Below are 22,614 nucleotides of genomic sequence, written 5' to 3' on the forward strand. Positions count from 1 at the left end.
CATTCCTCAAGATCCTGTGCCACCTACAGTGATCGCATCGATTTTCAGCGTTGGCTGGCCGACTCCCACCGGCACCGACTGCCCATCTTTGCCACACGTCCCCACGCCGCTGTCCAGCGCCAAATCGTTACCGACCATCGACACCTTGCTCATGGCTTCCGGGCCGTTGCCGATCAACGTCGCGCCTTTGACCGGGGCAGTAATCTTGCCGTCTTCGATCAAGTACGCCTCGCTGGTGGAGAACACGAACTTGCCGCTGGTGATGTCAACCTGACCGCCGCCAAGGTTGGCGCAGTAGATGCCGCGTTTCACCGAGGCGATGATTTCTGCCGGATCGCTTTCGCCAGCCAGCATGTAGGTATTGGTCATGCGCGGCATCGGCAGGTGCGCGTAGGATTCGCGACGGCCGTTACCGGTACGGGCCACGCCCATCAGACGGGCGTTGAGCTTGTCCTGCATGTAGCCTTTGAGTACGCCGTTTTCGATCAGCGTGGTGCACTCGGTCGGCGTGCCTTCATCGTCGACGCTCAACGAGCCACGACGCCCGGCCAGTGTGCCGTCATCGACGATGGTGCAAAGTTTGGACGCAACCATCTCGCCCATGCGCCCGCTGTAGGCCGAACTGCCCTTGCGGTTGAAGTCGCCTTCCAGGCCGTGGCCGACGGCTTCGTGCAGCAACACGCCGGACCAGCCGGAACCGAGCACCACCGGTAACGTACCGGCCGGCGCAGGGATAGCTTCGAGGTTGACCAGAGCCTGACGCAACGCTTCACGGGCATAGCCCATGGCACGGTCATCGCCGAGGAAATAGCGGTAATCGGTACGACCGCCACCGCCATGACCGCCGCGCTCACGGCGGCCGTTCTGCTCGACGATCACGCTGACGTTAAAGCGCACCAACGGCCGTACATCAGCGGCCAGGCCGCCATCGGTGGAAGCCACGAGGATTCGCTCCCAGACACCGGCCATGCTCACGGTGACTTGCTGGATACGCGGATCGAGGGCGCGAGTCGCGACGTCGATGCGTTTGAGCAGGTCGACCTTCTCGGCACGGGTCATCACTTCCAGCGGGTTGTCCGGCCCGTACAACTGGGCGACATCCTGAGTGGTGAACGCTTGCACCGTGCCGTTCTGCCCTGCGCGGGAGATCGAACGCGCGGCACGGGCAGCAGCGCCAAGGGCTTCGAGGGTAATGGCATTGCTGTAGGCAAAACCGGTTTTCTCACCCGATTGCGCTCGCACACCGACGCCTTGGTCGAGGTTGAAGCTGCCTTCCTTGACGATCCCGTCTTCCAACGCCCAGGACTCGGAGATCTGCCCCTGGAAATACAGGTCGGCGGCATCGATGCCCGGGCCGGCCAAATCGCCGAGCACACCTTGCAGGCTCTCGATCGTTACGCCGCCGGGCGCCAGGAGGTGTTCACTGACTGAGGACAACAACTCGCTCATATGCTTTACGCCTTAAATTCGTCGTTCTGAGGCAGGTCGCGGGGCGCCCTGCGAGAAAAAGCGCCGGTGACTGGACACCGGCATCCGCGCCCTGATGGACGCCTGTTCGCTGCTATCGCGTTCGGCCAGCAGCACGGCCTCGCCTTGGTCCTGTTGCGCCAACACACGCCCCCACGGGTCGATGATTGCCGCATGACCCCAGGTTTCTCGCGGCCCCAGATGGGTTCCACCCTGAGCGGCCGCGAGCACATAACATTGAGTTTCGATGGCCCGCGCGCGAATCAATACATCCCAATGCGCCGCGCCGGTCACCGCGGTAAAGGCCGACGGTGCGGTAATCAACTCCGCACCGGCAACGCGTAATTCGCTGTACAGCTCCGGGAAACGCAGGTCGTAACACACGGTCAGCCCGACTCGACCGACGGGCGTGTTCGCCACCACCACCCCGCTGCCATAAGCATAGTCATCGGATTCGCGATAACGCCCGCGATTGTCCGCCACATCGACGTCGAAGAGGTGCAACTTGTCATACCGTGCAACGGTTTCGCCGTAGTCATTCACCAGTAGCGAGCAGGCATGCACCTTCGCCATCGGCTGGTCTGCCGGCGGCAACGGCAACGTGCCGGCCACTATCCATAACTTGAGGTCGCGGGCGGTCTGTTTCAACCATGGCAGGATCGGGCCTTCGCCCAACGCTTCGGCGCGGCCAATGTCGGCAACGTCGCGACGGCCCATGGCGGCGAAGTTTTCCGGCAGAACGGCGAGTTGCGCACCACCGGCCGCCGCCTGCTCGAGCAGTCGACGGGCCTGGGCCAGATTGGCCAGCACATCGCTCTGGCTGACCATTTGAATCACCGCAAAAGACATGGCCTTTCCTTACTTGAAATCTGTACACCGACGCAGGCTTCGCCAGCGGCTACAGGGAATCTGCGCCGCTATGTAGGGTCATGCTACTCCATCGGCCCCGGGCGTGTGTTTTCAAAAAGAAAATCAAAAAGGCTTGTCGAAGGTGATTTTCGGCTCTTTCCACGGCCCCTTGACGGTGTATTTGACGCTCGCGAAACGTGCCACGCGGTCACCGATTAGCTTGTCGATCAGGAACAGCGCGCCGCCGATAGCCGGTGCGCCGACAATCAGTGCAGCAATCGGCAGGTTATTGGTCACAGGCAAGGTCACCAGCAACTTGGCATCAACCTTATCGCCCACCAGGTCCAGGGTGCCATTGAGCTCAATATTGCTCGACGGACCGGTCATCAGGATCGGCTCACGCGTCACGTATACGCCGTTGGTCGCGACCAGCAGGCCTTTGACCCGGTCGTAACTCAAGCCTTTGCCGAACAGGTCGGAGAAGTCCAGGCGCAGCCGGCGGCCGATGGAGTTGAAGTTCAGCAAGCCAAACACTCGCAACGCCTGGGCACTGCCCTCAACTTCAACAAACTGGCCTTTATTCAGCGAAGCATCGAGGGTTCCGGAGAAGCGCTTAGTGGCCAGCCAGGCCGGCGAACCGGGCCAGCGACCATCGACATCCATATGAAAATCTTCACTGGTGACACTCGGCGCAAAGCCCCAGCCCTTCAACACATCGGCGAGATTCTTGCCGCTGATCCGGCCTTTGTACCAACTGCTGCTGGAACCGGGCATGCCCTCCCAACCGCCGCTGCCCTGCAGGAGAATGCCCTTGAGGCCCAGATCCAGTGTGTTAAGCGCAATGCCCTTGGCGGTCGGACGGACTTTCAGATACCAGGCCCCGACGAGGTCCTTCCCCTGGAACAGCTGATTGATGGTGATATCCAGCGCCGGAATCTTCGTCGGATCCACCGAGGCCAGCGGATCTGGCGAGTTTTCGTCGGCCAGGACCGTCGGGGCTGGCGCCGGCAAACGCACGTATTGCAGATTGATCGCAATCGGCGCGGCTTTCGCATTGGGGAGGCTGGCGCTGCCCTTGACCTGCTGACTGTCTAGTTGCAAGGCCCACGCGACAGGTTTGCGGTTCAACTGTACGGAAACCTGATCGAGCGTGGTACCGATACCGCTGAGTTTGCCGACCTTGAAGTCCGCGCTGCTGAGCAACTGTTTGGCGCTGCCGCCCGGGTCCTGGCAAGCATACTTGTCCACCAGATCCTTCCACGGGCCGACATCCAGTTCCGACAGTACGCCTCGAACTCGCAAGCCCTTGGCGCCGGGCAACACGGCATTGCCGCCCCCCAGGACCAACTCGCCACGACCGTCGGCAAAATTGCCGGCCGGTGCCGCAAACGTGAAGTTCGCCAGCTCACCGTAGTTGACCCAGTAGCGTCGCTCCGGCCCCTGCAGGGTCATGCGGAACGTGGTGTCGCGGCCCACATCGGCAGCCATGCCGAACGGCGCCGGCAAATCGATTGCTACGCCCTTGAGGTTGGAGCTGACCATCAATTGACTGTCAGCACCATCAAGGTTCAGTTGCAGCTGATAAGGGATCACACCGGCCACTGGCAACGGCTGCGTAACGCTCAGCCAATCAGTAAGTTTTTTGACCTCCACCTGCCCCGAAGCGGTGACGCGAGTCTTGAGGTTGCCGGGGCTGCCGTCGGCGTAAATCTGTGCGGTGACAGGTTTATCGAAGGCGCGTGCGGTAATGTTTTGTCCGCTCAAACCCTTGGTGCTGTCGAAACGGAAATCGCCCTTGAGCTGAGTCAGCTCCAGGGTTGGCCCGGCCAGTTTCAGACGGGCCTTGGCGGTCTTGAAGTCGACGAGGATCTTCGGCTGCTCGCCTTTGGCCAGCGCAATATCCAGTTTCAGTTTGCCCTGCAGATCGCCCTCACCTTCCCAACCGGCAAAGGTGGCTGCGGTGCCGATCGGCGCTTCCTGGAGAATCTTCAGACCATCGCCCAGCCCGCCGGCGAATCCACCGTCGAGGAACAGGTGGACGTTTTGCCCCGCAGGCACATGGGGAATATTGACGTAAATGTCGCTGACCTGGGTATTGAGCAACTGACCCTTGCTGGCCAGGACCCGCACGCCGCTGTCTTCAACAAACACGTCACCTGTGACGTTGCTGACAGGTGGCCAGCCTGGCTGGAAGGCCAGTTCGGCATCGTGAACCTTGAAGAACAGACTGATGCTGCGGGCAGTCTCGGCGGCACCGTGGTTTAACGACCCTTGGTACTGGAAGAAGCCTTCGTCCACCGCACCTTTGAGAATGGCCGTACGCAGCCATTCGTCCAGCGCCGGGCTGAGCATTTGCGGCAGGTACTTGGCGGTGTATCGACCGTCGCCGTCCACCAGACCGACCCGCAGGTCCATGTAGTCTTCCTGGGTGTGATCGAAATGCAGGCGAATCAGAAAGTCGCCGGCAATCTTGCCTTCTTCACCCAGCACCTTCAGGTACGGCGAGATCAAGGTGAAGGCGTCTTTGTCGAGTTTCCAGGTCAGTCGGGCATTGGCTTGAATGTACTGCCATGGCTTGGCGAAGATCGGGTCCAGGTGCAAGGAAAAATCCTTGCTGTCCATGCGCAGCTCGCCACCGCCCAGATCACCGCTGATGCTGCCACTGACATTGCGCGCGGCCGGGGCACCGTGATAGGCATCGAAGCCGACCCGATCCAGATTGGCGGCAAAGCTGAACTTGCTGTCGTCGGTGGCATTGGGCCGGATGTCGATCAGCACGTTGCGCAGGCCACCTGTCACTTTGAGTCGCTCGACGGCCGTGGCCACGCCTTCGGGCAGCGGCCCCAAGGCATTCAGTACCGGGGTGATCGGGGTGAGGTCGAGGCGATCGGCTTGCAGATGCCAAAGCTCTCCGACCTTGTCGGTCGCTGCGCTTTGTTTGAGTTGCAGATGCGTTTCCCAGCGGGTATCGCCGAGGTTCATGGCCAGGGAATCCAGGGTCACCAGGACGCCTTCGGCACCGCGCTGGAAATAGCCGTTCAGCGCCAGATTATTGATCTCGATCGGCTTGCGCTCGGCGTAAGCACCTTTGAGTTGCGGCGCGTTCAAGCGTATCGCACCACTTTGCAGGGCGCCCTTACCCCAGTTCACCCAGAGCTCGCCACCGGCCTTGATCTCGGAGAAATTCCATTGCCGGGTCAGGCGCTCAGGCAACCATTTCGACCAGTCGCTTTGCGGCAGGCTCAGATAGGCATCCACTTCGCCGTCCTTCCACTCGCTGGCGCGTAGACGGGTGCGCAGACTCATGGCCACCGGTTGGCCGTCGGGCAGGGTCAGGCGAACGTCGAGTCGCTGACGCGATGCGCCGGTTTTCAGATTCAGGCCGACGTAAGTCAGCGTCAAAGGCTGCTCTTGCAGTGGCTGCAAAGTGACCTGGCTATCGAGCACCGACATCTGCTGAACCATTTGCATGCGATTGAGCAATTTTTCAGGATCCAGCGGCTGATCCTGCTGCACCGGCAAACCTTCCAGCGCCCAATGGCCGTCCTCGCCTTCTTTGAGGCTGATCTTCAGGCCGCTGAGTTCCAGGTGAGCGATGCGTACTTCGCGAGCCAGCAGGCTGGCCCACAGATCCGGCACCGCGCGAACCTGATCCAGACGCAGGGCATTGGCGCCCTCGCCGACCATCACGTCGTGAGCCAGCATAATCGGCGCAAAGCCGCTCCAGTTGCCTTCCAGTTCGCCGATATTCAGCGGCATGCCCAAGGCAGCGCTGGCTTTGGCTTCGACTTCGGCACGGTACTCGGCCACCAGCGGCGTCAGCTCTCGGCCGAGGCTGACGTATAACGCCATCAACACCAATACCAACGCGCACAGGCCCAGACCCCAGCGGGTCAATGCGGCCAAAATGCGTGTCAGACGCTCCATGTCAGTTGGCTCCCATGGCAAAAATACTGCTAAAAGCTGAAGCCAGCCGTTCTAGCAGGGTCGAAATACAGCGATTCAGAGCAGCACCACGTCGTATTGTTCCTGGGAATACATCGTTTCCACCTGGAACCGAATGGTGCGCCCGATAAAACCTTCGAGCTCGGCGACATTGCCCGATTCTTCATCGAGCAGACGGTCGACCACTTTCTGGTTTGCCAATACACGATAGCCTTCCGCCTGATAGGCGCGAGCCTCTCGGAGGATTTCGCGGAAAATCTCGTAGCAAACGGTTTCCGGTGTCTTGAGCTTGCCGCGACCCTGACAGCTGCTGCACGGCTCGCACAGCACTTGTTCAAGACTTTCGCGGGTGCGCTTGCGAGTCATCTGCACCAGGCCCAACTCGGTGATGCCGATGATGTTGGTCTTGGCGTGATCGCGCTCCAGTTGCTTCTCAAGTGTGCGCAGCACCTGACGCTGGTGCTCTTCATCTGCCATGTCGATGAAATCGATGATAATGATCCCGCCCAGATTGCGCAGGCGCAGCTGACGAGCGATGGCGGTTGCTGCTTCTAGGTTGGTCTTGAAGATGGTTTCTTCGAGGTTGCGATGACCGACGAATGCACCGGTGTTGACGTCGATAGTGCTCATGGCTTCTGCCGGATCGACCACCAGATAACCGCCAGACTTCAGCGGGACTTTGCGTTCGAGGGCTTTCTGGATTTCGTCTTCGACGCCGTACAGGTCGAAGATCGGCCGTTCGCCAGGGTAATGCTCAAGACGATCAGCGATTTCCGGCATGAGTTCGGCGACAAACTGTGTGGTTTTCTGGAAGGTTTCCCGGGAATCGATCCGGATCTTCTCGATCTTCGGGCTCACCAGGTCACGCAAGGTGCGCAACGCCAGGCCGAGATCTTCGTAGATCACACTGGGTGCGCTGATGGTTTTGATCTGTTCGTTGATCTGATCCCAGAGGCGGCGCAAGTAGCGGATGTCCATGAGGATTTCATCGGCGCCGGCACCTTCGGCGGCGGTACGCAGGATGAAGCCTCCGGCCTCTTTGATGCCTTCTTTGGCCACGCAATCGGTGACCACTTGCTTGAGTCGATCGCGCTCGGCTTCGTCTTCAATCTTCAACGAAATGCCGACGTGCGCAGTGCGCGGCATGTACACCAGATAACGCGACGGAATCGACAGCTGAGTCGTCAGGCGTGCGCCTTTGGAGCCGATCGGATCCTTGGTGACTTGCACCACCAGGCTCTGGCCTTCGTGAACCAGAGCGCTGATGCTCTCCACCGCAGGGCCTTCGCGCAGGGAAATTTCCGAGGCATGAATGAACGCGGCGCGGTCCAGACCAATGTCGACGAATGCCGCCTGCATGCCCGGCAATACCCGCACGACCTTGCCTTTATAGATGTTGCCGACGATCCCGCGTTTTTGCGTGCGCTCGACGTGGACCTCTTGCAGAACACCGTTTTCAACCACCGCCACGCGCGATTCCATCGGCGTGATGTTGATCAGGATCTCTTCACTCATGGCAGGGTCTCGTTCAGGCATGTTCACGATAATGGCCGCATCTTGTCAGTACGACGCTCAACGCGCGTTAAGGGTTTGCCAACAGGGTATGCCGAAATGGCCGAGCAGCTCAGCGGTTTCGCACAGCGGCAACCCGACCACCGCCGAGTAACTGCCATTCAGGCCGGCGACAAACACTGCGCCGAGCCCTTGAATGCCGTAGCCGCCGGCCTTGTCCTGCGGCTCGCCGCTGGCCCAGTAGGCCACCGCTTCATCACGACTGATGTTGCGAAAACGCACCAGACTGCGCACGACCCGAGACTCGCAACGCTCACCCTCTCGCACCGCAATCGCCGTCAGGACTTCATGTTCACACCCGGACAACATCATAAGCATGGAGCACGCTTGCGCTTCATCAACCGGTTTGCCGAGAATTTTCCCGTCCAGCACCACGGCGGTATCGGCGCCGAGCACGCAAAAATCTGCATCGGACACGACAGTCCCGTGTCCGGCCTCGGCTTTGCCGCGCGCCAGGCGCTCGACGTAAGCCGACGGGGATTCATCACTTAAAGGGGTTTCATCGATGTCCGCGCTGATGGCGCAGAACGGCACGCCGATCTGCGTGAGCAGTTCACGCCGACGCGGCGAGCCTGAGGCGAGGTAGAGCTTTTTCACCAAGACATCTCCCTGTTTAGTGCCCTGCCTCACAAATACTGTTCCTTCTTGGCGGCGTCTGTTGTTGCCATACTGCGTTGCCGCTCCTCGCCATAGCGAGCTATGACTCGTCGCGGCGCCTTGTCTGGCAACAACAGCCACTCGCCAAAAAAGGAACGTATTTGCGAGGCAGGGCACCGGTGCGGGCAAATGCCTGACCGAATTAATTGATTTTGTAGCGTCGACGCAAACCGCGCAAACCGTAGCTGATCCACGGCCACAGCAATGCACTGACCAGAGCGGGCAAGACCAGCGCCAGCGTCGGCTGACGATTGCCGGTCAGGGCGCTGAGCCATAATTGAACAAGCTGCGCGAGGCCGAAGATCACCAGGATCACCAGGCTCTGTTGCCACATCGGGAACATGCGCAGGCGCTGTTGCAGGGCCAGCACCAGATACGTGATCAGCGTCAGGATCAACGCGTTCTGGCCCAGCAGCGTGCCATAAAGCACGTCTTCGGCCAGACCCAGGCACCACGCGGTGACCATCCCGACTTTCTGCGGCATGGCCAACGCCCAGAACGCCAGCAACAGGGCCAGCCACAGCGGACGGAGGATTTCCATGAATTGCGGCAGCGGCGAAACGCTGAGCAGCATGCCGATGGCGAAGGTCAGCCAGACGATCCAGCCGTTTCGGGATGCAGTAGCACCGACCATTATTCTCGTCCCCCAGTGGTAGCCGGCGCAGAGACAGGCGGTTTGGCAGCCGGCTTCACGGCAGCGGGTGGCTTCGTAGCCGCAGGTTTTGCGGCAGCAGGTTTGGCCGGGGTTGCGACAACAGGTTTGGCTGGAGTGGCAGCAGCAGGGGGAGCGGTCGGAGCCGCTGGTGCAGCTGGTGCGGCAACAGCAACCGGAACGATGGCAGGTTTGGGCACGGTCGCTGGAATAATTGGCCCGCCTCCGTGCTGGTCCAGAGCCTCTTGCGCCTGGGCGGCTTCGTTGGCGCGCTCTTCGGCTGTGCGGCCGTCGGTGAACACCAGCAGCAGGTAACGGCTGCGGTTCAAGGCGGCGGTCGGAACGGCACGCACAATGGCGAACGGCTGACCGGAATCGTGAATCACTTCCTTGACCGTCGCCACCGGGTAACCCGCCGGGAACCGCTGACCCAGACCGGAGCTGACCAGCAGATCGCCTTCTTTAATGTCGGCGGTATCGGCCACGTGACGCAACTCCAGGCGTTCCGGGTTGCCGGTGCCGCTGGCAATCGCCCGCAGACCGTTGCGGTTCACCTGCACCGGAATGCTGTGAGTGGTGTCGGTCAGCAACAGCACACGAGAGGTGTACGGCATCAACTCGACCACCTGGCCCATCAGACCGCGGGCATCAAGTACCGGCTGACCAAGGACCACACCGTCACGCTCACCTTTATTGATGATGATGCGATGAGTGAAGGGATTGGGGTCCATGCCGATCAACTCGGCCACTTCGACCTTCTCGTTGACCAGTGCGGAGGAGTTGAGCAACTCGCGCAGCCGAACGTTCTGCTCGGTGAGGGCGGCAAGCTTTTGCATGCGGCCCTGCAACAGCAGGTTTTCGGTTTTGAGTTTTTCGTTTTCGGCGACGAGCTCGGTTCGGCTGCCAAATTGGCTGGACACACCCTGCCATAGCCGCTGCGGCAGGTCGGTGATCCAGTAGGACTGCATCAGCACCAGCGACATTTGGCTACGCACTGGCTTGAGCAGTGTGAAGCGGGCATCGACCACCATCAGCGCGACCGATAGCACGACCAGCACCAACAAGCGCACGCCCAATGAAGGCCCTTTGGTGAAAAGCGGTTTAATAAGCCGCTCCTCCCAGGCAAATGTTCTCTTTATTCATACGGCATCAAACCGGCCTGGATGCAGACTGACAGAAGATAAACGCCAACAGGCAGCACTGCAAAGTGCTGCCTGCGCGCTCACAGCATAGATGCATCGGGCGAGAATCAGATGGCGTGAAAGCGTAGCGAGCGAAGGCAAGACAAGGCAAAAACAGGCGAGGAAGCGGAGTTTACGGGTTGTAAATGAGCATTCCGAGCCTGTTTTTAACGCAGTATTGCCGAGCGCAGCAGCTTTCACGCCGTCTGATCACTCGCTCGACAGCAGGTCCATCGTGTGCTTGTCCATCATCTCCAATGCACGGCCACCGCCGCGAGCAACGCAGGTCAGCGGGTCTTCGGCAACGATCACCGGCAGACCGGTTTCCTGCGCCAGCAACTTGTCGAGGTCACGCAGTAGGGCGCCACCACCGGTCAGCACCAGACCACGCTCGGCGATATCGGAAGCCAGTTCTGGAGGCGATTGCTCCAGCGCACTTTTCACCGCCTGAACGATGGTGGCCAGGGACTCTTGCAGAGCTTCCAGCACTTCATTGGAGTTCAGGGTGAATGCGCGAGGAACGCCTTCGGCCAGGTTACGGCCACGAACGTCGACTTCGCGAACTTCGCCACCTGGGTAGGCCGTACCGATTTCCTGCTTAATGCGCTCGGCAGTGGATTCGCCGATCAGACTGCCGTAGTTGCGACGCACGTAAGTGATGATCGCTTCGTCGAAGCGGTCGCCGCCAACCCGTACGGATTCGGCGTAAACCACACCGTTCAGGGAGATCAGTGCGATTTCAGTGGTACCACCACCGATATCGACAACCATCGAGCCGCGAGCTTCTTCAACCGGCAGGCCGGCACCGATCGCAGCTGCCATTGGCTCTTCGATCAGGAACACTTCACGGGCACCGGCACCGAGGGCCGATTCACGGATGGCACGACGCTCAACCTGGGTGGATTTGCACGGAACGCAGATCAACACACGAGGGCTAGGCTGCAGGAAGCTGTTTTCATGAACCTTGTTGATAAAGTACTGCAGCATCTTTTCGCAAACGCTGAAGTCGGCGATCACGCCGTCCTTCATCGGACGAATGGCAGCAATGTTGCCCGGCGTACGGCCGAGCATGCGCTTGGCCTCGGTGCCGACAGCAACGACACTTTTCTGGTTACCGTGTGTCCGAATAGCCACAACCGAGGGCTCATTCAGGACGATACCGCGCTCGCGCACGTAAATAAGGGTGTTGGCAGTGCCCAGGTCAATGGAAAGATCGCTGGAAAACATGCCACGCAGTTTCTTGAACATGGGAAAGGGACCCTAGGCAACGCGTGGGTAAAAAAGTGCGGCAAACTCTAACAACGACAGGGATTTTGGGCAAGGCGCCAATATGTTAAATTGGCCGCTTTTCTGTGCACCAACCCCCACAATCGCGGCCTTATGACCGTAGAAATGCGGTAGTGTTCCGACAATCTAACACACGGACGCCGTCCGTTCTGTTTTCCACTGGAGATTCCCATGGCGCTTGAACGCTCCGACGTGGAAAAAATCGCTCATCTGGCCTGTCTGGGCCTTAATGATGCCGATCTTCCACATATTACTTCGGCCCTGAACAGTATTCTGGGGCTGGTCGACGAAATGCAGGCGGTCAATACCGACGGTATCGAGCCGCTCGCCCACCCACTGGAAGCCAGCCAGCGCCTGCGTGCAGACGTCGTGACCGAGACCAATCATCGCGAGGCCTATCAGTCCATCGCACCAGCGGTCGAAAACGGCCTGTACCTGGTTCCGAAAGTCATCGACTAAAGGGAAAGAGCCTGCAATGCATCAATTGACTCTGGCCGAGATCGCCCGCGGTCTCGCCGATAAAAAGTTTTCTTCCGAAGAGCTGACCAAAACCCTGCTGGCGCGTATCGCCCAGCTCGATCCGCAGCTCAACAGTTTCATCAGCCTCACCGAAGACCTGGCGCTCCAGCAGGCGAAAGCCGCTGACGCACGCCGCGCCAAGGGTGAGAGCGGCGCCCTGCTCGGCGCGCCGATCGCGCACAAAGACCTGTTCTGCACCCAGGGTATCCGCACCAGCTGCGGTTCGAAGATGCTCGACAACTTTAAAGCACCGTACGACGCCACTGTCGTTGCCAAGCTGGCCGCTGCCGGGGCCGTGACCCTGGGCAAGACCAACATGGACGAATTCGCCATGGGTTCAGCCAACGAGTCGAGCTACTACGGCCCAGTGAAAAACCCGTGGAACCTGGAACACGTACCGGGCGGTTCGTCCGGCGGTTCGGCGGCTGCGGTTGCCGCGCGCCTGCTGCCTGCGGCCACCGGCACCGACACGGGCGGCTCGATCCGTCAGCCCGCCGCACTGACCAACCTTACCGGCCTGAAACCGACATACGGTCGCGTTTCACGCTGGGGAATGATCGCCTACGCCTCCAGCCTCGATCAGGGCGGCCCTCTGGCCCGCACCGCCGAAGACTGCGCGATACTGCTGCAAGGCATGGCCGGTTTCGACCCGCAAGACTCCACCAGCATCGACGAGCCCGTGCCTGATTACAGCGCCGGCCTCAACGGTTCGCTGCAAGGCCTGCGCATCGGCGTGCCGAAGGAATACTTCAGCGCCGGTCTCGACCCGCGTATTGCCGAGCTGATCCACAACAGCGTCAAGGAGCTGGAAAAGCTCGGCGCCGTGGTCAAGGAAATCAGCCTGCCGAACATGCAGCATGCGATTCCTGCGTACTACGTGATCGCGCCGGCAGAAGCCTCTTCCAACCTGTCGCGTTTCGACGGCGTGCGTTTCGGCTACCGCTGCGAAGACCCGAAAAACCTGGAAGACCTGTACAAGCGTTCCCGTGGCGAAGGTTTCGGCCCGGAAGTGCAGCGCCGGATCATGGTCGGTGCCTACGCGTTGTCGGCCGGTTACTACGATGCCTATTACTTGAAGGCCCAGAAGATTCGTCGCTTGATCAAGAACGACTTCATGGCAGCCTTTAATGAGGTCGACATCATCCTCGGCCCAACCACGCCGAACCCGGCCTGGAAGCTCGGCGCCAAGAACAGCGACCCGGTTGCTGCTTACCTGGAAGACGTCTACACCATCACCGCCAACCTCGCCGGTCTGCCGGGCTTGTCCATGCCTGCTGGTTTTGTCGATGGCTTGCCGGTCGGCGTGCAACTGCTCGCCCCGTATTTCCAGGAAGGCCGCTTGCTCAACGTTGCGCACCAGTATCAGCTCAACACTGACTGGCACACCCGCACCCCAACCGGCTTCTGAGGAGAAACACATGCAATGGGAAGTCGTGATCGGGCTGGAGATTCACACCCAGCTCACCACCCGGTCGAAAATCTTTTCCGGTAGTTCCACCACGTTTGGTTCCGAGCCGAACACCCAGGCCAGCCTGGTTGACCTCGGTATGCCTGGCGTATTGCCGGTGCTGAACCAGGAAGCGGTGCGCATGGCGGTGATGTTCGGTCTGGCGATTGATGCCGAGATCGGCCAGCACAACGTGTTCGCCCGTAAAAACTATTTCTACCCGGACCTGCCGAAGGGCTACCAGATCAGCCAGATGGAATTGCCGATCGTTGGCAAGGGTCACCTGGACATCGCCATGGACGACGGCACGATCAAACGTGTCGGCGTCACCCGTGCGCACCTGGAAGAAGACGCCGGTAAAAGCCTGCACGAAGAGTTCACCGGTGCCACCGGCATTGACCTGAACCGCGCTGGCACGCCGCTGCTGGAAATCGTTTCCGAGCCTGACATGCGCAGCGCCAAGGAAGCCGTGGCTTACGTCAAGACGGTCCACGCGCTGGTGCGTTACCTCGGCATCTGCGACGGCAACATGGCCGAAGGCTCGCTGCGTTGCGACTGCAACGTGTCGATCCGTCCGAAGGGCCAGGTTGAATATGGCACTCGCTGCGAGATCAAAAACGTCAACTCGTTCCGCTTCATCGAGAAGGCGATCAACAGTGAAGTGCAGCGTCAGATCGAATTGATCGAAGACGGCGGCAAGGTGATCCAGCAAACCCGTCTGTACGATCCGAACAAGGACGAAACCCGTCCGATGCGCAGCAAAGAGGAAGCTAACGACTACCGCTACTTCCCCGATCCGGACTTGCTGCCGGTGGTCATCGAAGACTCGTTCCTCGACGACGTACGCGCCACCCTGCCGGAATTGCCACCGCAGAAACGCGAGCGCTTCCAGGCGCAGTTTGGTCTGTCGGTCTACGACGCCAGCGTCCTGGCCACCAGCCGCGAGCAAGCCGATTACTTCGAGAAAGTCGTGAGCATCGGCGGCGACGCCAAGCTGGCGGCCAACTGGGTCATGGTTGAATTGGGCAGCCTGTTGAACAAACAGGGCCTGGACATCGATCAGTCGCCGGTCTCGGCCGAGCAATTGGGCGGCATGCTGCTGCGCATATCCGACAACACCATCTCCGGCAAAATCGCCAAGGTGGTCTTTGAAGCCATGGCCAACGGCGAAGGCAGTGCGGACGAGATCATCGACAAGCGCGGCCTGAAGCAAGTAACTGACACGGGCGCGATCTCTGCGGTGCTCGACGAGATGCTCGCGGCCAACGCCGAACAAGTTGAACAATACCGCGCGGCAGACGAAGCCAAGCGCGGCAAAATGTTCGGCTTCTTCGTCGGCCAGGCCATGAAAGCCTCCAAAGGCAAGGCCAACCCGCAACAGGTCAACGAACTGCTGAAAAGCAAGCTCGAAGGCTAACCACAGTGATCGTTCCCGCGCTCCCGCGTGGGAACGCCTCACTGGACGCTCTGCGTCCGCTTTTGTGACGCCGAGCGTCACGGGCTGCATTCCCACGCGGAGCGTGGGAACGATCATAGGGTCACCTAATGAAGCGTCTACTGGGTGCCTGCGCCCTGCTCTCCCTGTTGGCCGGTTGCGCCAGCACCGATATCATCGATCCACATGGCTACGACAAGACCGGCACGGCGTCCTATTACGGCGCCAAACACCAAGGCAAACGCACCGCCAGCGGCGAGCGTTTCAACAAGAATTCCCTGACCGCCGCCCACCGCCAGCTACCCTTTGGCACACGGGTGAAGGTCACCAATCTGAATAACGACAAATCCTGTGTAGTGCGCATCAACGATCGCGGGCCACATACCCGTGGACGTCTGATCGATGTTTCACATGAGGCCGCCGAACAACTGGGTATGCTCAGAAGCGGCACCGCACGGGTTCGCGTGCAAGCCCTCGACGACTGACAGCTGGAGCGCCGACCATTTTCGGACTTGCCGATTTACCCCTGATCAGCGTGATTGAATTGCTCAGCGGCTTGCTGTTGCTGATCGCCGGCGCCGAGCTGATGGTGCGTGGCGCCGTGCGCTTCGCCGCGCGCCTGCATGTACGACCGCTGATTATCGGCCTCACCATCGTCGCCCTCGGCAGCAGCGCCCCGCAGATGGCGGTCAGCGTGCAAGCCACCTTGGCGCAGAACGCCGACATCGCCGTCGGCAGCGTGATCGGCAGTAGCATCTTTAACATTCTCGTCACCCTCGGACTTTCGGCGATGATCATTCCGCTGCGGGTTTCACGGCAACTGGTGCGCCTGGATATTCCGCTGATGATCGGCGCCAGCCTGCTGGTGTTCGTATTGGCCTGGAACAAAGAACTGACTCGCGCCGACGGCGTGATGCTGCTGGCGGCACTGGCGCTGTATCTGGGCCTGCTGCTGCGCCAGTCGCGGCACTCGGCCCGTCCACAATCGACGACCCACGAAGTCCCGCAAGCGCCGTGGCTCAGCAGTTTGCTGATGATTCTCAGCGGATTGGCGATGCTGGTCTACGCCGGGCACTTGCTGTTGGGCGCGGCGGTTTCGGTCGCGACCGATCTCGGGCTGTCGGAGCGGATCATCGGCCTGACCATCGTCGCTGTCAGTACCTCCTTGCCGGAACTGGCCACCTCGTTGATTGCCGCCTTGCGCGGTCAGCGCGACATCGCCGTGGGCAACGTGATCGGCAGCAACCTGTTCAACCTCTTGGGCGTGCTGGGCGTCACCGCGTTGATCGCGCCGTCGCCGCTGTCGGTATCGCCCAACGCTCTGGATTTCGACTTGCCGGTGATGCTCGGCGTCGCGGTGTTGTGCCTGCCGGTGTTCTATTCCGGTTACCGGGTGACCCGCGCCGAAGGTCTGATGTTTTTGGGTTTATATCTGGCTTACGGTCTGCACGTGGTGTCGTTCACCACCGGCATGCCGCTGGCCGGCAAGCTTGAACACCTGATGCTGTTTTTTGCCCTGCCGGCGCTGGTGGCGTTCTTGCTGTTCACGTCGCTACGCGCCTGGCGACGCCAACACCACAAGAGTGAATTGCCATGACCGATGATAGAAAGCCTGGCGTTGAAGTACGCCGCCAAGTGATGGGCGACGCCTTCGTCGACCGCGCGCTGGGCAATGCCACCGAATTCACTCAGCCGCTGCAGGATTTCGTCAACGAGCACGCCTGGGGCAGCGTCTGGAACCGCGAAGGTTTGCCATTGAAAACCCGCAGCCTGATCACCCTCGCCGCGCTGACTGCATTGAAGTGCCCGCAGGAGTTGAAAGGTCACGTGCGTGGGGCGCTGAACAATGGCTGTACCGTGGAAGAGATTCGTGAAGCGTTGCTGCATTGCGCGGTGTATGCCGGTGTACCGGCGGCAATCGATGCGTTTCGGGCGGCGCAGGAAGTGATCGACAGCTACCAAAAAGCCGACTAAATCCACCCGCCCCATTGCAACAAGAAGATCCCGATGTTGGTGGTGACCGCGGCCATCAACGTGGTGATCACGATGATCGCTGCCGCCAATTCATGGTTGCCGTTAGCCTGACGGGCCATGACAAAGCTGGCCGCGGCGGTCGGGCTGCCGAAGTACAGAAACAGAATCCCCAACTCCACACCACGAAAGCCCCAGAGCCACGCACCCAGTGTCGCCAGCACCGGCAGGCCGATCATCTTCACCAGGCTTGAGCTCAGCGCCAGGTTGCCGCTTTTGCGCAGTGCAGCCAGCGACAGCGTGCCACCGATACAGATCAACGCCAATGGCAGGGTGGTTTGCGCCAGATATTGGCCGGACGTCTCCAGCCATCCCGGCAAGCTGATCTTGAAGTAGGCAAACGGCGCCGCCACAAATACGCTGATGATCAGCGGATTGACCATCACGCTTTTGCAGATGCTCCAAGGGTCGGACTTGATCACCGGGCTATAAACCGCCAGCACAATGGTCGAGAGCGTGTTGTAAAACAGGATCACCAACGCCGCGAGAATCGCCCCGAGGGAAATCCCGTAGTCGCCGTACATGCTCGCTGCCAGTGCGAGGCCGATCACCCCGTTGTTGCCGCGAAATGCGCCTTGGGTGTAAATCCCCCGGTCTACCCGCGGGCATTTCCAGATCGCCCAGCCCCAGGCGATGGCGAAACTCACCAGGGTGGCGAGCGAGAAATAAATCAGCAGTGCCGGTTGCAACGCAGCGTGCAGGTCGGCATGCAGGATGCCCAGAAACAGCAACGCCGGCATGGTGACGTTGAACACCAGGGCCGACGCTGTGTGGATGAAGTTGTCGTTGATCCAGTCGATGCGCTTGAGTAACGCACCCAGAAACAGCATGGCAAACACCGGCGCGGTGATGTTCAGGGTTTCGAGGAAGATAGCCAGCATGCCGGGGCAACCTTGGGTAGCGTCGTTAGGGGGCTAATGATAAGCCACTGGGGACACCGGCGTCTGGTAGACCGCTTTCGCGGGCAAGCCTCGCTCCTACACAGGATCACCGAACTTGTAGGAGCGAGGCTTGCCCGCGAAGAACGATAACGCGGTCTTACGTGATGGGCGCCGGATTAAACAACGTAATGTCGTTATGCAGCTTGTGCTTCTCCGCCCACGTCTGCTGCTTCCCACTAGCCACATCCAGGTAGTAGTGAAACAACTCCCAGCCGAGGTCTTCAATCGAGGCCCGCCCGGTCGCAATCCGCCCGGCATCGATGTCGATCAGGTCCGGCCAACGCTGCGCCAGCTCGGTCCGGGTCGACACCTTCACCACCGGCGCCATCGCCAACCCATAGGGCGTACCACGCCCGGTAGTGAATACATGCAGGTTCATCCCCGCCGCCAATTGCAACGTCCCGCAGACAAAATCACTGGCTGGGGTCGCACAGAAGATCAGCCCTTTGCGCTTGAAACGCTGGCCAGGGCCAAGCACCCCGTTGATCGCGCTGCTGCCGGATTTGACGATCGAGCCCAACGACTTCTCGACAATGTTCGACAACCCGCCCTTCTTGTTCCCCGGCGTGGTGTTGGCGCTACGATCCGCTTCGCCCTTGGCCAGGTAACGGTCGTACCAGTCCATTTCACGCACCAGTTCCTGAGCGATTTCCTCGGTTTCCGCACGGGACGTCAGCAGGTAAATGGCGTCGCGCACTTCGGTGACTTCGGAAAACAACACCGTCGCGCCCGCCCGCAGCAACAGGTCTGAGGCATAGCCCAGCGCCGGGTTGGCGGTGATGCCGGAAAACGCATCGCTGCCGCCGCACTGCATGCCAAGAATCAGCTCGGACGCCGGCACCGTTTCCCGGCGACGCTGATCGAGCTTCTTCAAACGGGGCTCGGCCAACGCCATGATCTGCTCGATCATCTCAGTGAAACCGTGACTCGAATCCTGCAAGCGGTACAGCCACGGATCGCTCAAATCCACCGAGCTGTCGTTCTCGTGCATCACCTGCCCGGCCTGCAATTTCTCGCAGCCCAGGCTGATCACCAACGCTTCGCCACCCAAATTCGGGTTACGCGCCAGGTTGCGCACGGTACGGATCGGGATGTACGCGTCAGTCGCGGTAATCGCCACGCCGCAGCCGTAGCTGTGGGTCAGCGCGACCACGTCATCGACGTTCGGGTACTTGGGCAGCAACTCCTCCTTGATGCGCTTGACCGCATGATCGAGTACGCCAGTGACGCACTGAACCGTCGTGGTAATCCCCAGAATGTTGCGCGTGCCGACGGTGCCGTCGGCGTTGCGATAACCCTCGAACGTAAAGCCTTCCAGCGGTGCCTGCGCCGCCGGCACTTCGGTGGACAGCGGCAAGCTGTCCAGCGGTGGCGCGGTGGGCATGCGCAGTTGATCTTCCTTGACCCAACTGCCGCGCGGAATCGGCTGCAACGCGTAGCCAATGGTCTGGCCATAACGAATCACCTGGCCGCCCTCGGGAATGTCTTCCAGGGTGACCTTGTGGCTCTGTGGCACGAAATCCACGGTGACCAGGCCGTCCGGAAATTCGGTACCGGCCGGCACGCCTTGGTCATTGACCACAATCACGACGTTGTCCCGCTCGTGCAGGCGGATGTAGCGCGGCGAGTCGCAATGTTCAATCAACTGCATGACGCCGCTCCTCAGGAATGCGCTTCAGATAATTTATTGTTCGTTTCAGGGCCACTGACTGGCGGCTCTTTGAGCACCACACGTTTGATCGGACCGACGATCACCAGGTAGCTGAACACCGCCACCAGTGCGTTGCAACCGACAAACACCAGCGCCCATTTGAATGAACCGGTGGAGCTGATGATGTAACCGATCACGATTGGCGTGGTGATCGAAGCGATGTTGCCGAAGGTGTTGAACAAGCCACCGCTGAGACCGGCGATCTGCTTCGGCGACGTGTCAGACACCACGGCCCAACCCAGCGCGCCCACGCCTTTACCGAAGAACGCCAGGGCCATGAAACCGACGACCATCCATTCAACATCGACATAGTTGCAGGCCACGATGCTGCTGGAGACCAGCAAGCCAGCAATGATCGGCGCCTTGCGGGCGAAGGTCAGGGAATGCCCCTTGCGCAGCAGGTAGTCGGAAATCACGCCGCCAAGCACACCACCGATAAAGCCGCAGATCGCCGGCAACGAGGCAATGAAACCCGCCTTGAGGATGGTCATGCCGCGCTCTTGCACCAGGTACACCGGGAACCAGGTCAGGAAGAAGTAAGTGATGCCGTTGATGCAGTATTGGCCAAGGTACACGCCGAGCATCATGCGGTTGGTCAGCAGCTGGCGGATGTAGTCCCACTTCGGACCGTCGGCCTTGGTGCCTTTGCCTTTGTCCTGGTCCAGGTCGACCATGCCGCCGTTGTCGGCGATGTGTTTGAACTCGGCATCATTGATCATCGGGTGCTGACGCGGGCTGTGGATAACCTTCAGCCAGATCCCGGAGAAGATGATGCCGATCACGCCCATGACAATGAACACGTGCTGCCAGCCAAAGCTGTAGACGATCCAACCCATCAGCGGCGCAAACAGCACCGTGGCGAAGTATTGCGCCGAGTTGAAAATCGCAGACGCCGTACCGCGTTCAGCGGTCGGGAACCAGGCCGCAACGATACGCGCGTTACCGGGGAAGGATGGCGCTTCGGCCAGGCCCACCAGGAAGCGCAGCATGAACAGCGCAACCACCGCCGAGGACATGCCGAACTCACCGACATAGCCCTGCAACACGGTGAACAGCGACCAGGTGAAAATGCTCAACGCGTAGATTTTTTTCGAGCCGAAACGGTCCAGCAACCAGCCACCGGGAATTTGCCCGGCCACGTAGGCCCAACCGAATGCAGAGAAGATATAACCGAGGGTAACCGCGTCGATGCCGAGGTCTTTTTGCAGGCTGGAGCCCGCGATAGCGATAGTGGCCCGGTCGGCGTAGTTGATCGTGGTCACCAGGAAAAGCATGAGCAAAATCAAATAGCGGACGTGGGTCGGCTTGGTCGCTTGCATGTAGATGTACTCCCACTGATTATTTTTATGCGCGGGTGAATCTTTTGTGTCCTGTAGGGGTTGCGGTATCGATGCCGATACCGCGGTGTTTCCTGTCAGGAGCCGATGTAGCTGGTCTTCACGACGGTGTAGAACTCTTGCGCGTAGCGACCTTGCTCGCGGGAGCCATAGGATGAACCTTTACGCCCACCGAATGGAACGTGGTAATCCACGCCCGCCGTCGGCAGGTTTACCATCACCATCCCGGCCTGGGAGTGGCGTTTGAAGTGGTTGGCGTACTTCAACGATGTAGTGGCGATGCCCGCGGACAGACCGAATTCGGTGTCGTTGGCCATCGCCAGCGCTGCCTCGTAATCCGCTACGCGAACCACGTTGGCGACCGGGCCGAAAATCTCTTCACGGCTGATGCGCATCGCGGCTTCACTGTCGGCAAACAGGGTTGGCGCGAGGTAATAGCCTTCGGTATCGCAGGTCACCAGACCGCCACCGCTGACCAGACGCGCACCTTCGGACAGGCCGATGTCGATGTACTTCATGTCCTGTTCAAGCTGAGCCTGGGAAACCACCGGACCGATGTCGGTGCCGGTTTTCAGCGCGTGACCGACCTTGATCGACTTCATCCGCTCGGCCACGGCTCCGACGAACTTGTCGTGAATCCCGGCGGTGACGATGAAGCGGCTCGAGGCGGTGCAACGCTGGCCGGTGGAGTAGAACGCGCTCTGTACCGACAGCTCGACCGCTTGCTTGAGGTCGGCGTCGTCGAGAATGATCTGCGGGTTCTTGCCACCCATTTCCAGCTGAACCTTGGCCTGGCGCGACACGCAGCTGACGGCGATCTGACGACCAACGCCCACGGAGCCGGTGAAGCTGATGCCGTCGATTTTCGGGCTCTGCACCAGGGCATCGCCAACCACTCGACCGCTGCCCATCACCAGGTTGAATACGCCAGCCGGGAAGCCTGCGCGGGAGATGATTTCGGCCAGCGCCCAGGCGCAACCCGGCACCAGATCGGCCGGTTTGAGCACGACGCAGTTGCCGTAGGCCAGGGCCGGGGCGATTTTCCACGCAGGGATCGCGATCGGGAAGTTCCATGGCGTGATCAGACCGACCACACCCAGCGCTTCGCGCGTCACTTCGACGTTCACACCGGGACGTACCGACGGCAAGTAGTCGCCGGACAGGCGCAGGCATTCACCGGCGAAGAACTTGAAGATGTTGCCGGCACGAGTGACTTCGCCGATGGCCTCAGGCAGGGTCTTGCCCTCTTCACGGGCCAGCAAGGTGCCGAGTTCTTCGCGACGGGCGAGGATTTCAGTGCCGACTTTATCCAGCGAATCGTGACGTGCCTGAATGCCCGAAGTCGACCACGCCGGGAACGCGGCGCGAGCGGCGTCGATGGCGGCATGGACTTGAGCCAGATCAGCCTTGGCGTATTCACCAATGGTGTCGGTCAACTCCGACGGGTTGATGTTGGTGGAGTAGTCGGTGCCGGCAACCCATTGGCCACCGATGTAGTTATCGAAACGCTTTGAATCAGCCACGGGCTTTCCCCTTAAAAAGAAGTCCTCACACAAAAGGCCGCTGATCACTCAGCGGCCTTA

18 protein-coding genes are annotated in these 22,614 nt (G+C 60.3%); 6 read left to right on the top strand and 12 right to left on the bottom strand.

Annotation, left to right across the window (positions count from 1 at the left end):
- Window positions 1–6: 6 nt before the first annotated feature.
- The 8 genes from tldD to mreB form a co-directional block, all read right to left on the bottom strand.
- Complete coding sequence (tldD, locus tag ACYZT0_RS21400) at window positions 7–1,449, bottom strand: metalloprotease TldD (protein ID WP_462042890.1); 1,443 nt, start codon at window positions 1,447–1,449, stop codon at window positions 7–9.
- 12 nt (window positions 1,450–1,461) lie between these two features.
- Window positions 1,462–2,316: a carbon-nitrogen hydrolase family protein gene (locus ACYZT0_RS21405; RefSeq protein WP_462042891.1), complete on the bottom strand. Its 855-nt coding sequence runs from the start codon at window positions 2,314–2,316 to the stop codon at window positions 1,462–1,464.
- 123 nt (window positions 2,317–2,439) lie between these two features.
- Window positions 2,440–6,243, bottom strand: coding sequence for a YhdP family protein (locus ACYZT0_RS21410; RefSeq protein WP_462042892.1), 3,804 nt, complete (start codon window positions 6,241–6,243; stop codon window positions 2,440–2,442).
- Between the two features lie 75 nt (window positions 6,244–6,318).
- Window positions 6,319–7,776, bottom strand: a complete 1,458-nt coding sequence (gene rng, locus ACYZT0_RS21415) for a ribonuclease G (RefSeq protein ID WP_462042893.1) — start codon at window positions 7,774–7,776, stop codon at window positions 6,319–6,321.
- A gap of 57 nt (window positions 7,777–7,833) precedes the next feature.
- A complete protein-coding gene (locus ACYZT0_RS21420; RefSeq protein WP_462042894.1) occupies window positions 7,834–8,430 on the bottom strand; it encodes a Maf family protein in 597 nt (198 codons plus the stop codon).
- Window positions 8,431–8,632: 202 nt separating this feature from the next.
- Entirely contained in the window at window positions 8,633–9,124 is a 492-nt protein-coding gene (mreD, locus tag ACYZT0_RS21425; RefSeq protein WP_046045842.1) for a rod shape-determining protein MreD, read from the bottom strand.
- Window positions 9,124–10,248 (bottom strand): rod shape-determining protein MreC, encoded by a 1,125-nt coding sequence (gene mreC / locus ACYZT0_RS21430; RefSeq protein ID WP_462046615.1) that lies wholly within the window; start codon window positions 10,246–10,248, stop codon window positions 9,124–9,126. The genes mreD and mreC overlap by 1 nt, the downstream gene beginning before the upstream one ends.
- Window positions 10,249–10,533: 285 nt before the next feature.
- A complete protein-coding gene (gene mreB, locus ACYZT0_RS21435; RefSeq protein ID WP_002555108.1) occupies window positions 10,534–11,571 on the bottom strand; it encodes a rod shape-determining protein MreB in 1,038 nt (345 codons plus the stop codon).
- Between the two features lie 210 nt (window positions 11,572–11,781).
- Between mreB and gatC the strand changes: the two genes are divergently transcribed.
- The 6 genes from gatC (at window position 11,782) to ACYZT0_RS21465 (ending at window position 16,985) form a co-directional block, all read left to right on the top strand.
- The gene (gene gatC, locus ACYZT0_RS21440) at window positions 11,782–12,069 is read left to right on the top strand and encodes an Asp-tRNA(Asn)/Glu-tRNA(Gln) amidotransferase subunit GatC (protein ID WP_007901429.1); all 288 of its coding nucleotides are present in this window, start codon (window positions 11,782–11,784) and stop codon (window positions 12,067–12,069) included.
- 16 nt (window positions 12,070–12,085) lie between these two features.
- Window positions 12,086–13,537: an Asp-tRNA(Asn)/Glu-tRNA(Gln) amidotransferase subunit GatA gene (gatA, locus tag ACYZT0_RS21445; protein WP_462042895.1), complete on the top strand. Its 1,452-nt coding sequence runs from the start codon at window positions 12,086–12,088 to the stop codon at window positions 13,535–13,537.
- A 10-nt stretch (window positions 13,538–13,547) separates the two neighbouring features.
- The gene (gatB, locus tag ACYZT0_RS21450; RefSeq protein ID WP_462042896.1) at window positions 13,548–14,993 is read left to right on the top strand and encodes an Asp-tRNA(Asn)/Glu-tRNA(Gln) amidotransferase subunit GatB; all 1,446 of its coding nucleotides are present in this window, start codon (window positions 13,548–13,550) and stop codon (window positions 14,991–14,993) included.
- A 128-nt stretch (window positions 14,994–15,121) separates the two neighbouring features.
- Window positions 15,122–15,496 (top strand): septal ring lytic transglycosylase RlpA family protein, encoded by a 375-nt coding sequence (locus ACYZT0_RS21455; protein WP_462042897.1) that lies wholly within the window; start codon window positions 15,122–15,124, stop codon window positions 15,494–15,496.
- 50 nt (window positions 15,497–15,546) lie between these two features.
- Window positions 15,547–16,608 (top strand): calcium/sodium antiporter, encoded by a 1,062-nt coding sequence (locus ACYZT0_RS21460; protein WP_462042898.1) that lies wholly within the window; start codon window positions 15,547–15,549, stop codon window positions 16,606–16,608.
- Window positions 16,605–16,985: a carboxymuconolactone decarboxylase family protein gene (locus ACYZT0_RS21465; protein ID WP_449643215.1), complete on the top strand. Its 381-nt coding sequence runs from the start codon at window positions 16,605–16,607 to the stop codon at window positions 16,983–16,985. The genes ACYZT0_RS21460 and ACYZT0_RS21465 overlap by 4 nt, the downstream gene beginning before the upstream one ends.
- Here ACYZT0_RS21465 and ACYZT0_RS21470 read toward each other — a convergent pair.
- The 4 genes from ACYZT0_RS21470 to ACYZT0_RS21485 all read right to left on the bottom strand — a co-directional run bounded on the left by ACYZT0_RS21470 (window position 16,982) and on the right by ACYZT0_RS21485 (window position 22,554).
- The gene (locus tag ACYZT0_RS21470) at window positions 16,982–17,923 is read right to left on the bottom strand and encodes an AEC family transporter (protein WP_462042899.1); all 942 of its coding nucleotides are present in this window, start codon (window positions 17,921–17,923) and stop codon (window positions 16,982–16,984) included. The genes ACYZT0_RS21465 and ACYZT0_RS21470 overlap by 4 nt on opposite strands.
- Before the next feature lie 157 nt (window positions 17,924–18,080).
- Entirely contained in the window at window positions 18,081–19,634 is a 1,554-nt protein-coding gene (gene garD, locus ACYZT0_RS21475; RefSeq protein ID WP_462042900.1) for a galactarate dehydratase, read from the bottom strand.
- Window positions 19,635–19,645: 11 nt separating this feature from the next.
- Complete coding sequence (locus ACYZT0_RS21480; RefSeq protein ID WP_462046616.1) at window positions 19,646–21,082, bottom strand: MFS transporter; 1,437 nt, start codon at window positions 21,080–21,082, stop codon at window positions 19,646–19,648.
- A gap of 26 nt (window positions 21,083–21,108) precedes the next feature.
- Window positions 21,109–22,554: an aldehyde dehydrogenase family protein gene (locus ACYZT0_RS21485; protein WP_462042901.1), complete on the bottom strand. Its 1,446-nt coding sequence runs from the start codon at window positions 22,552–22,554 to the stop codon at window positions 21,109–21,111.
- Window positions 22,555–22,614 lie beyond the last annotated feature (60 nt).

This window comes from Pseudomonas sp. ZS1P83 (assembly GCF_054897825.1).

Excerpts from the sequence above, each read along its gene's own strand:
- garD (WP_462042900.1), bottom strand. The coding sequence starts at position 19,634 with ATGCAGTTGATTGAACATTGCGACTCGCCGCGCTACATCCGCCTGCAC.
- mreD (WP_046045842.1), bottom strand. The coding sequence starts at position 9,124 with ATGGTCGGTGCTACTGCATCCCGAAACGGCTGGATCGTCTGGCTGACC.
- gatB (WP_462042896.1), top strand. The coding sequence starts at position 13,548 with ATGCAATGGGAAGTCGTGATCGGGCTGGAGATTCACACCCAGCTCACC.
- ACYZT0_RS21410 (WP_462042892.1), bottom strand. The coding sequence starts at position 6,243 with ATGGAGCGTCTGACACGCATTTTGGCCGCATTGACCCGCTGGGGTCTG.
- gatA (WP_462042895.1), top strand. The coding sequence starts at position 12,086 with ATGCATCAATTGACTCTGGCCGAGATCGCCCGCGGTCTCGCCGATAAA.
- ACYZT0_RS21465 (WP_449643215.1), top strand. The coding sequence starts at position 16,605 with ATGACCGATGATAGAAAGCCTGGCGTTGAAGTACGCCGCCAAGTGATG.
- gatC (WP_007901429.1), top strand. The coding sequence starts at position 11,782 with ATGGCGCTTGAACGCTCCGACGTGGAAAAAATCGCTCATCTGGCCTGT.
- tldD (WP_462042890.1), bottom strand. The coding sequence starts at position 1,449 with ATGAGCGAGTTGTTGTCCTCAGTCAGTGAACACCTCCTGGCGCCCGGC.
- ACYZT0_RS21455 (WP_462042897.1), top strand. The coding sequence starts at position 15,122 with ATGAAGCGTCTACTGGGTGCCTGCGCCCTGCTCTCCCTGTTGGCCGGT.
- ACYZT0_RS21405 (WP_462042891.1), bottom strand. The coding sequence starts at position 2,316 with ATGTCTTTTGCGGTGATTCAAATGGTCAGCCAGAGCGATGTGCTGGCC.
- ACYZT0_RS21470 (WP_462042899.1), bottom strand. The coding sequence starts at position 17,923 with ATGCTGGCTATCTTCCTCGAAACCCTGAACATCACCGCGCCGGTGTTT.
- rng (WP_462042893.1), bottom strand. The coding sequence starts at position 7,776 with ATGAGTGAAGAGATCCTGATCAACATCACGCCGATGGAATCGCGCGTG.
- mreB (WP_002555108.1), bottom strand. The coding sequence starts at position 11,571 with ATGTTCAAGAAACTGCGTGGCATGTTTTCCAGCGATCTTTCCATTGAC.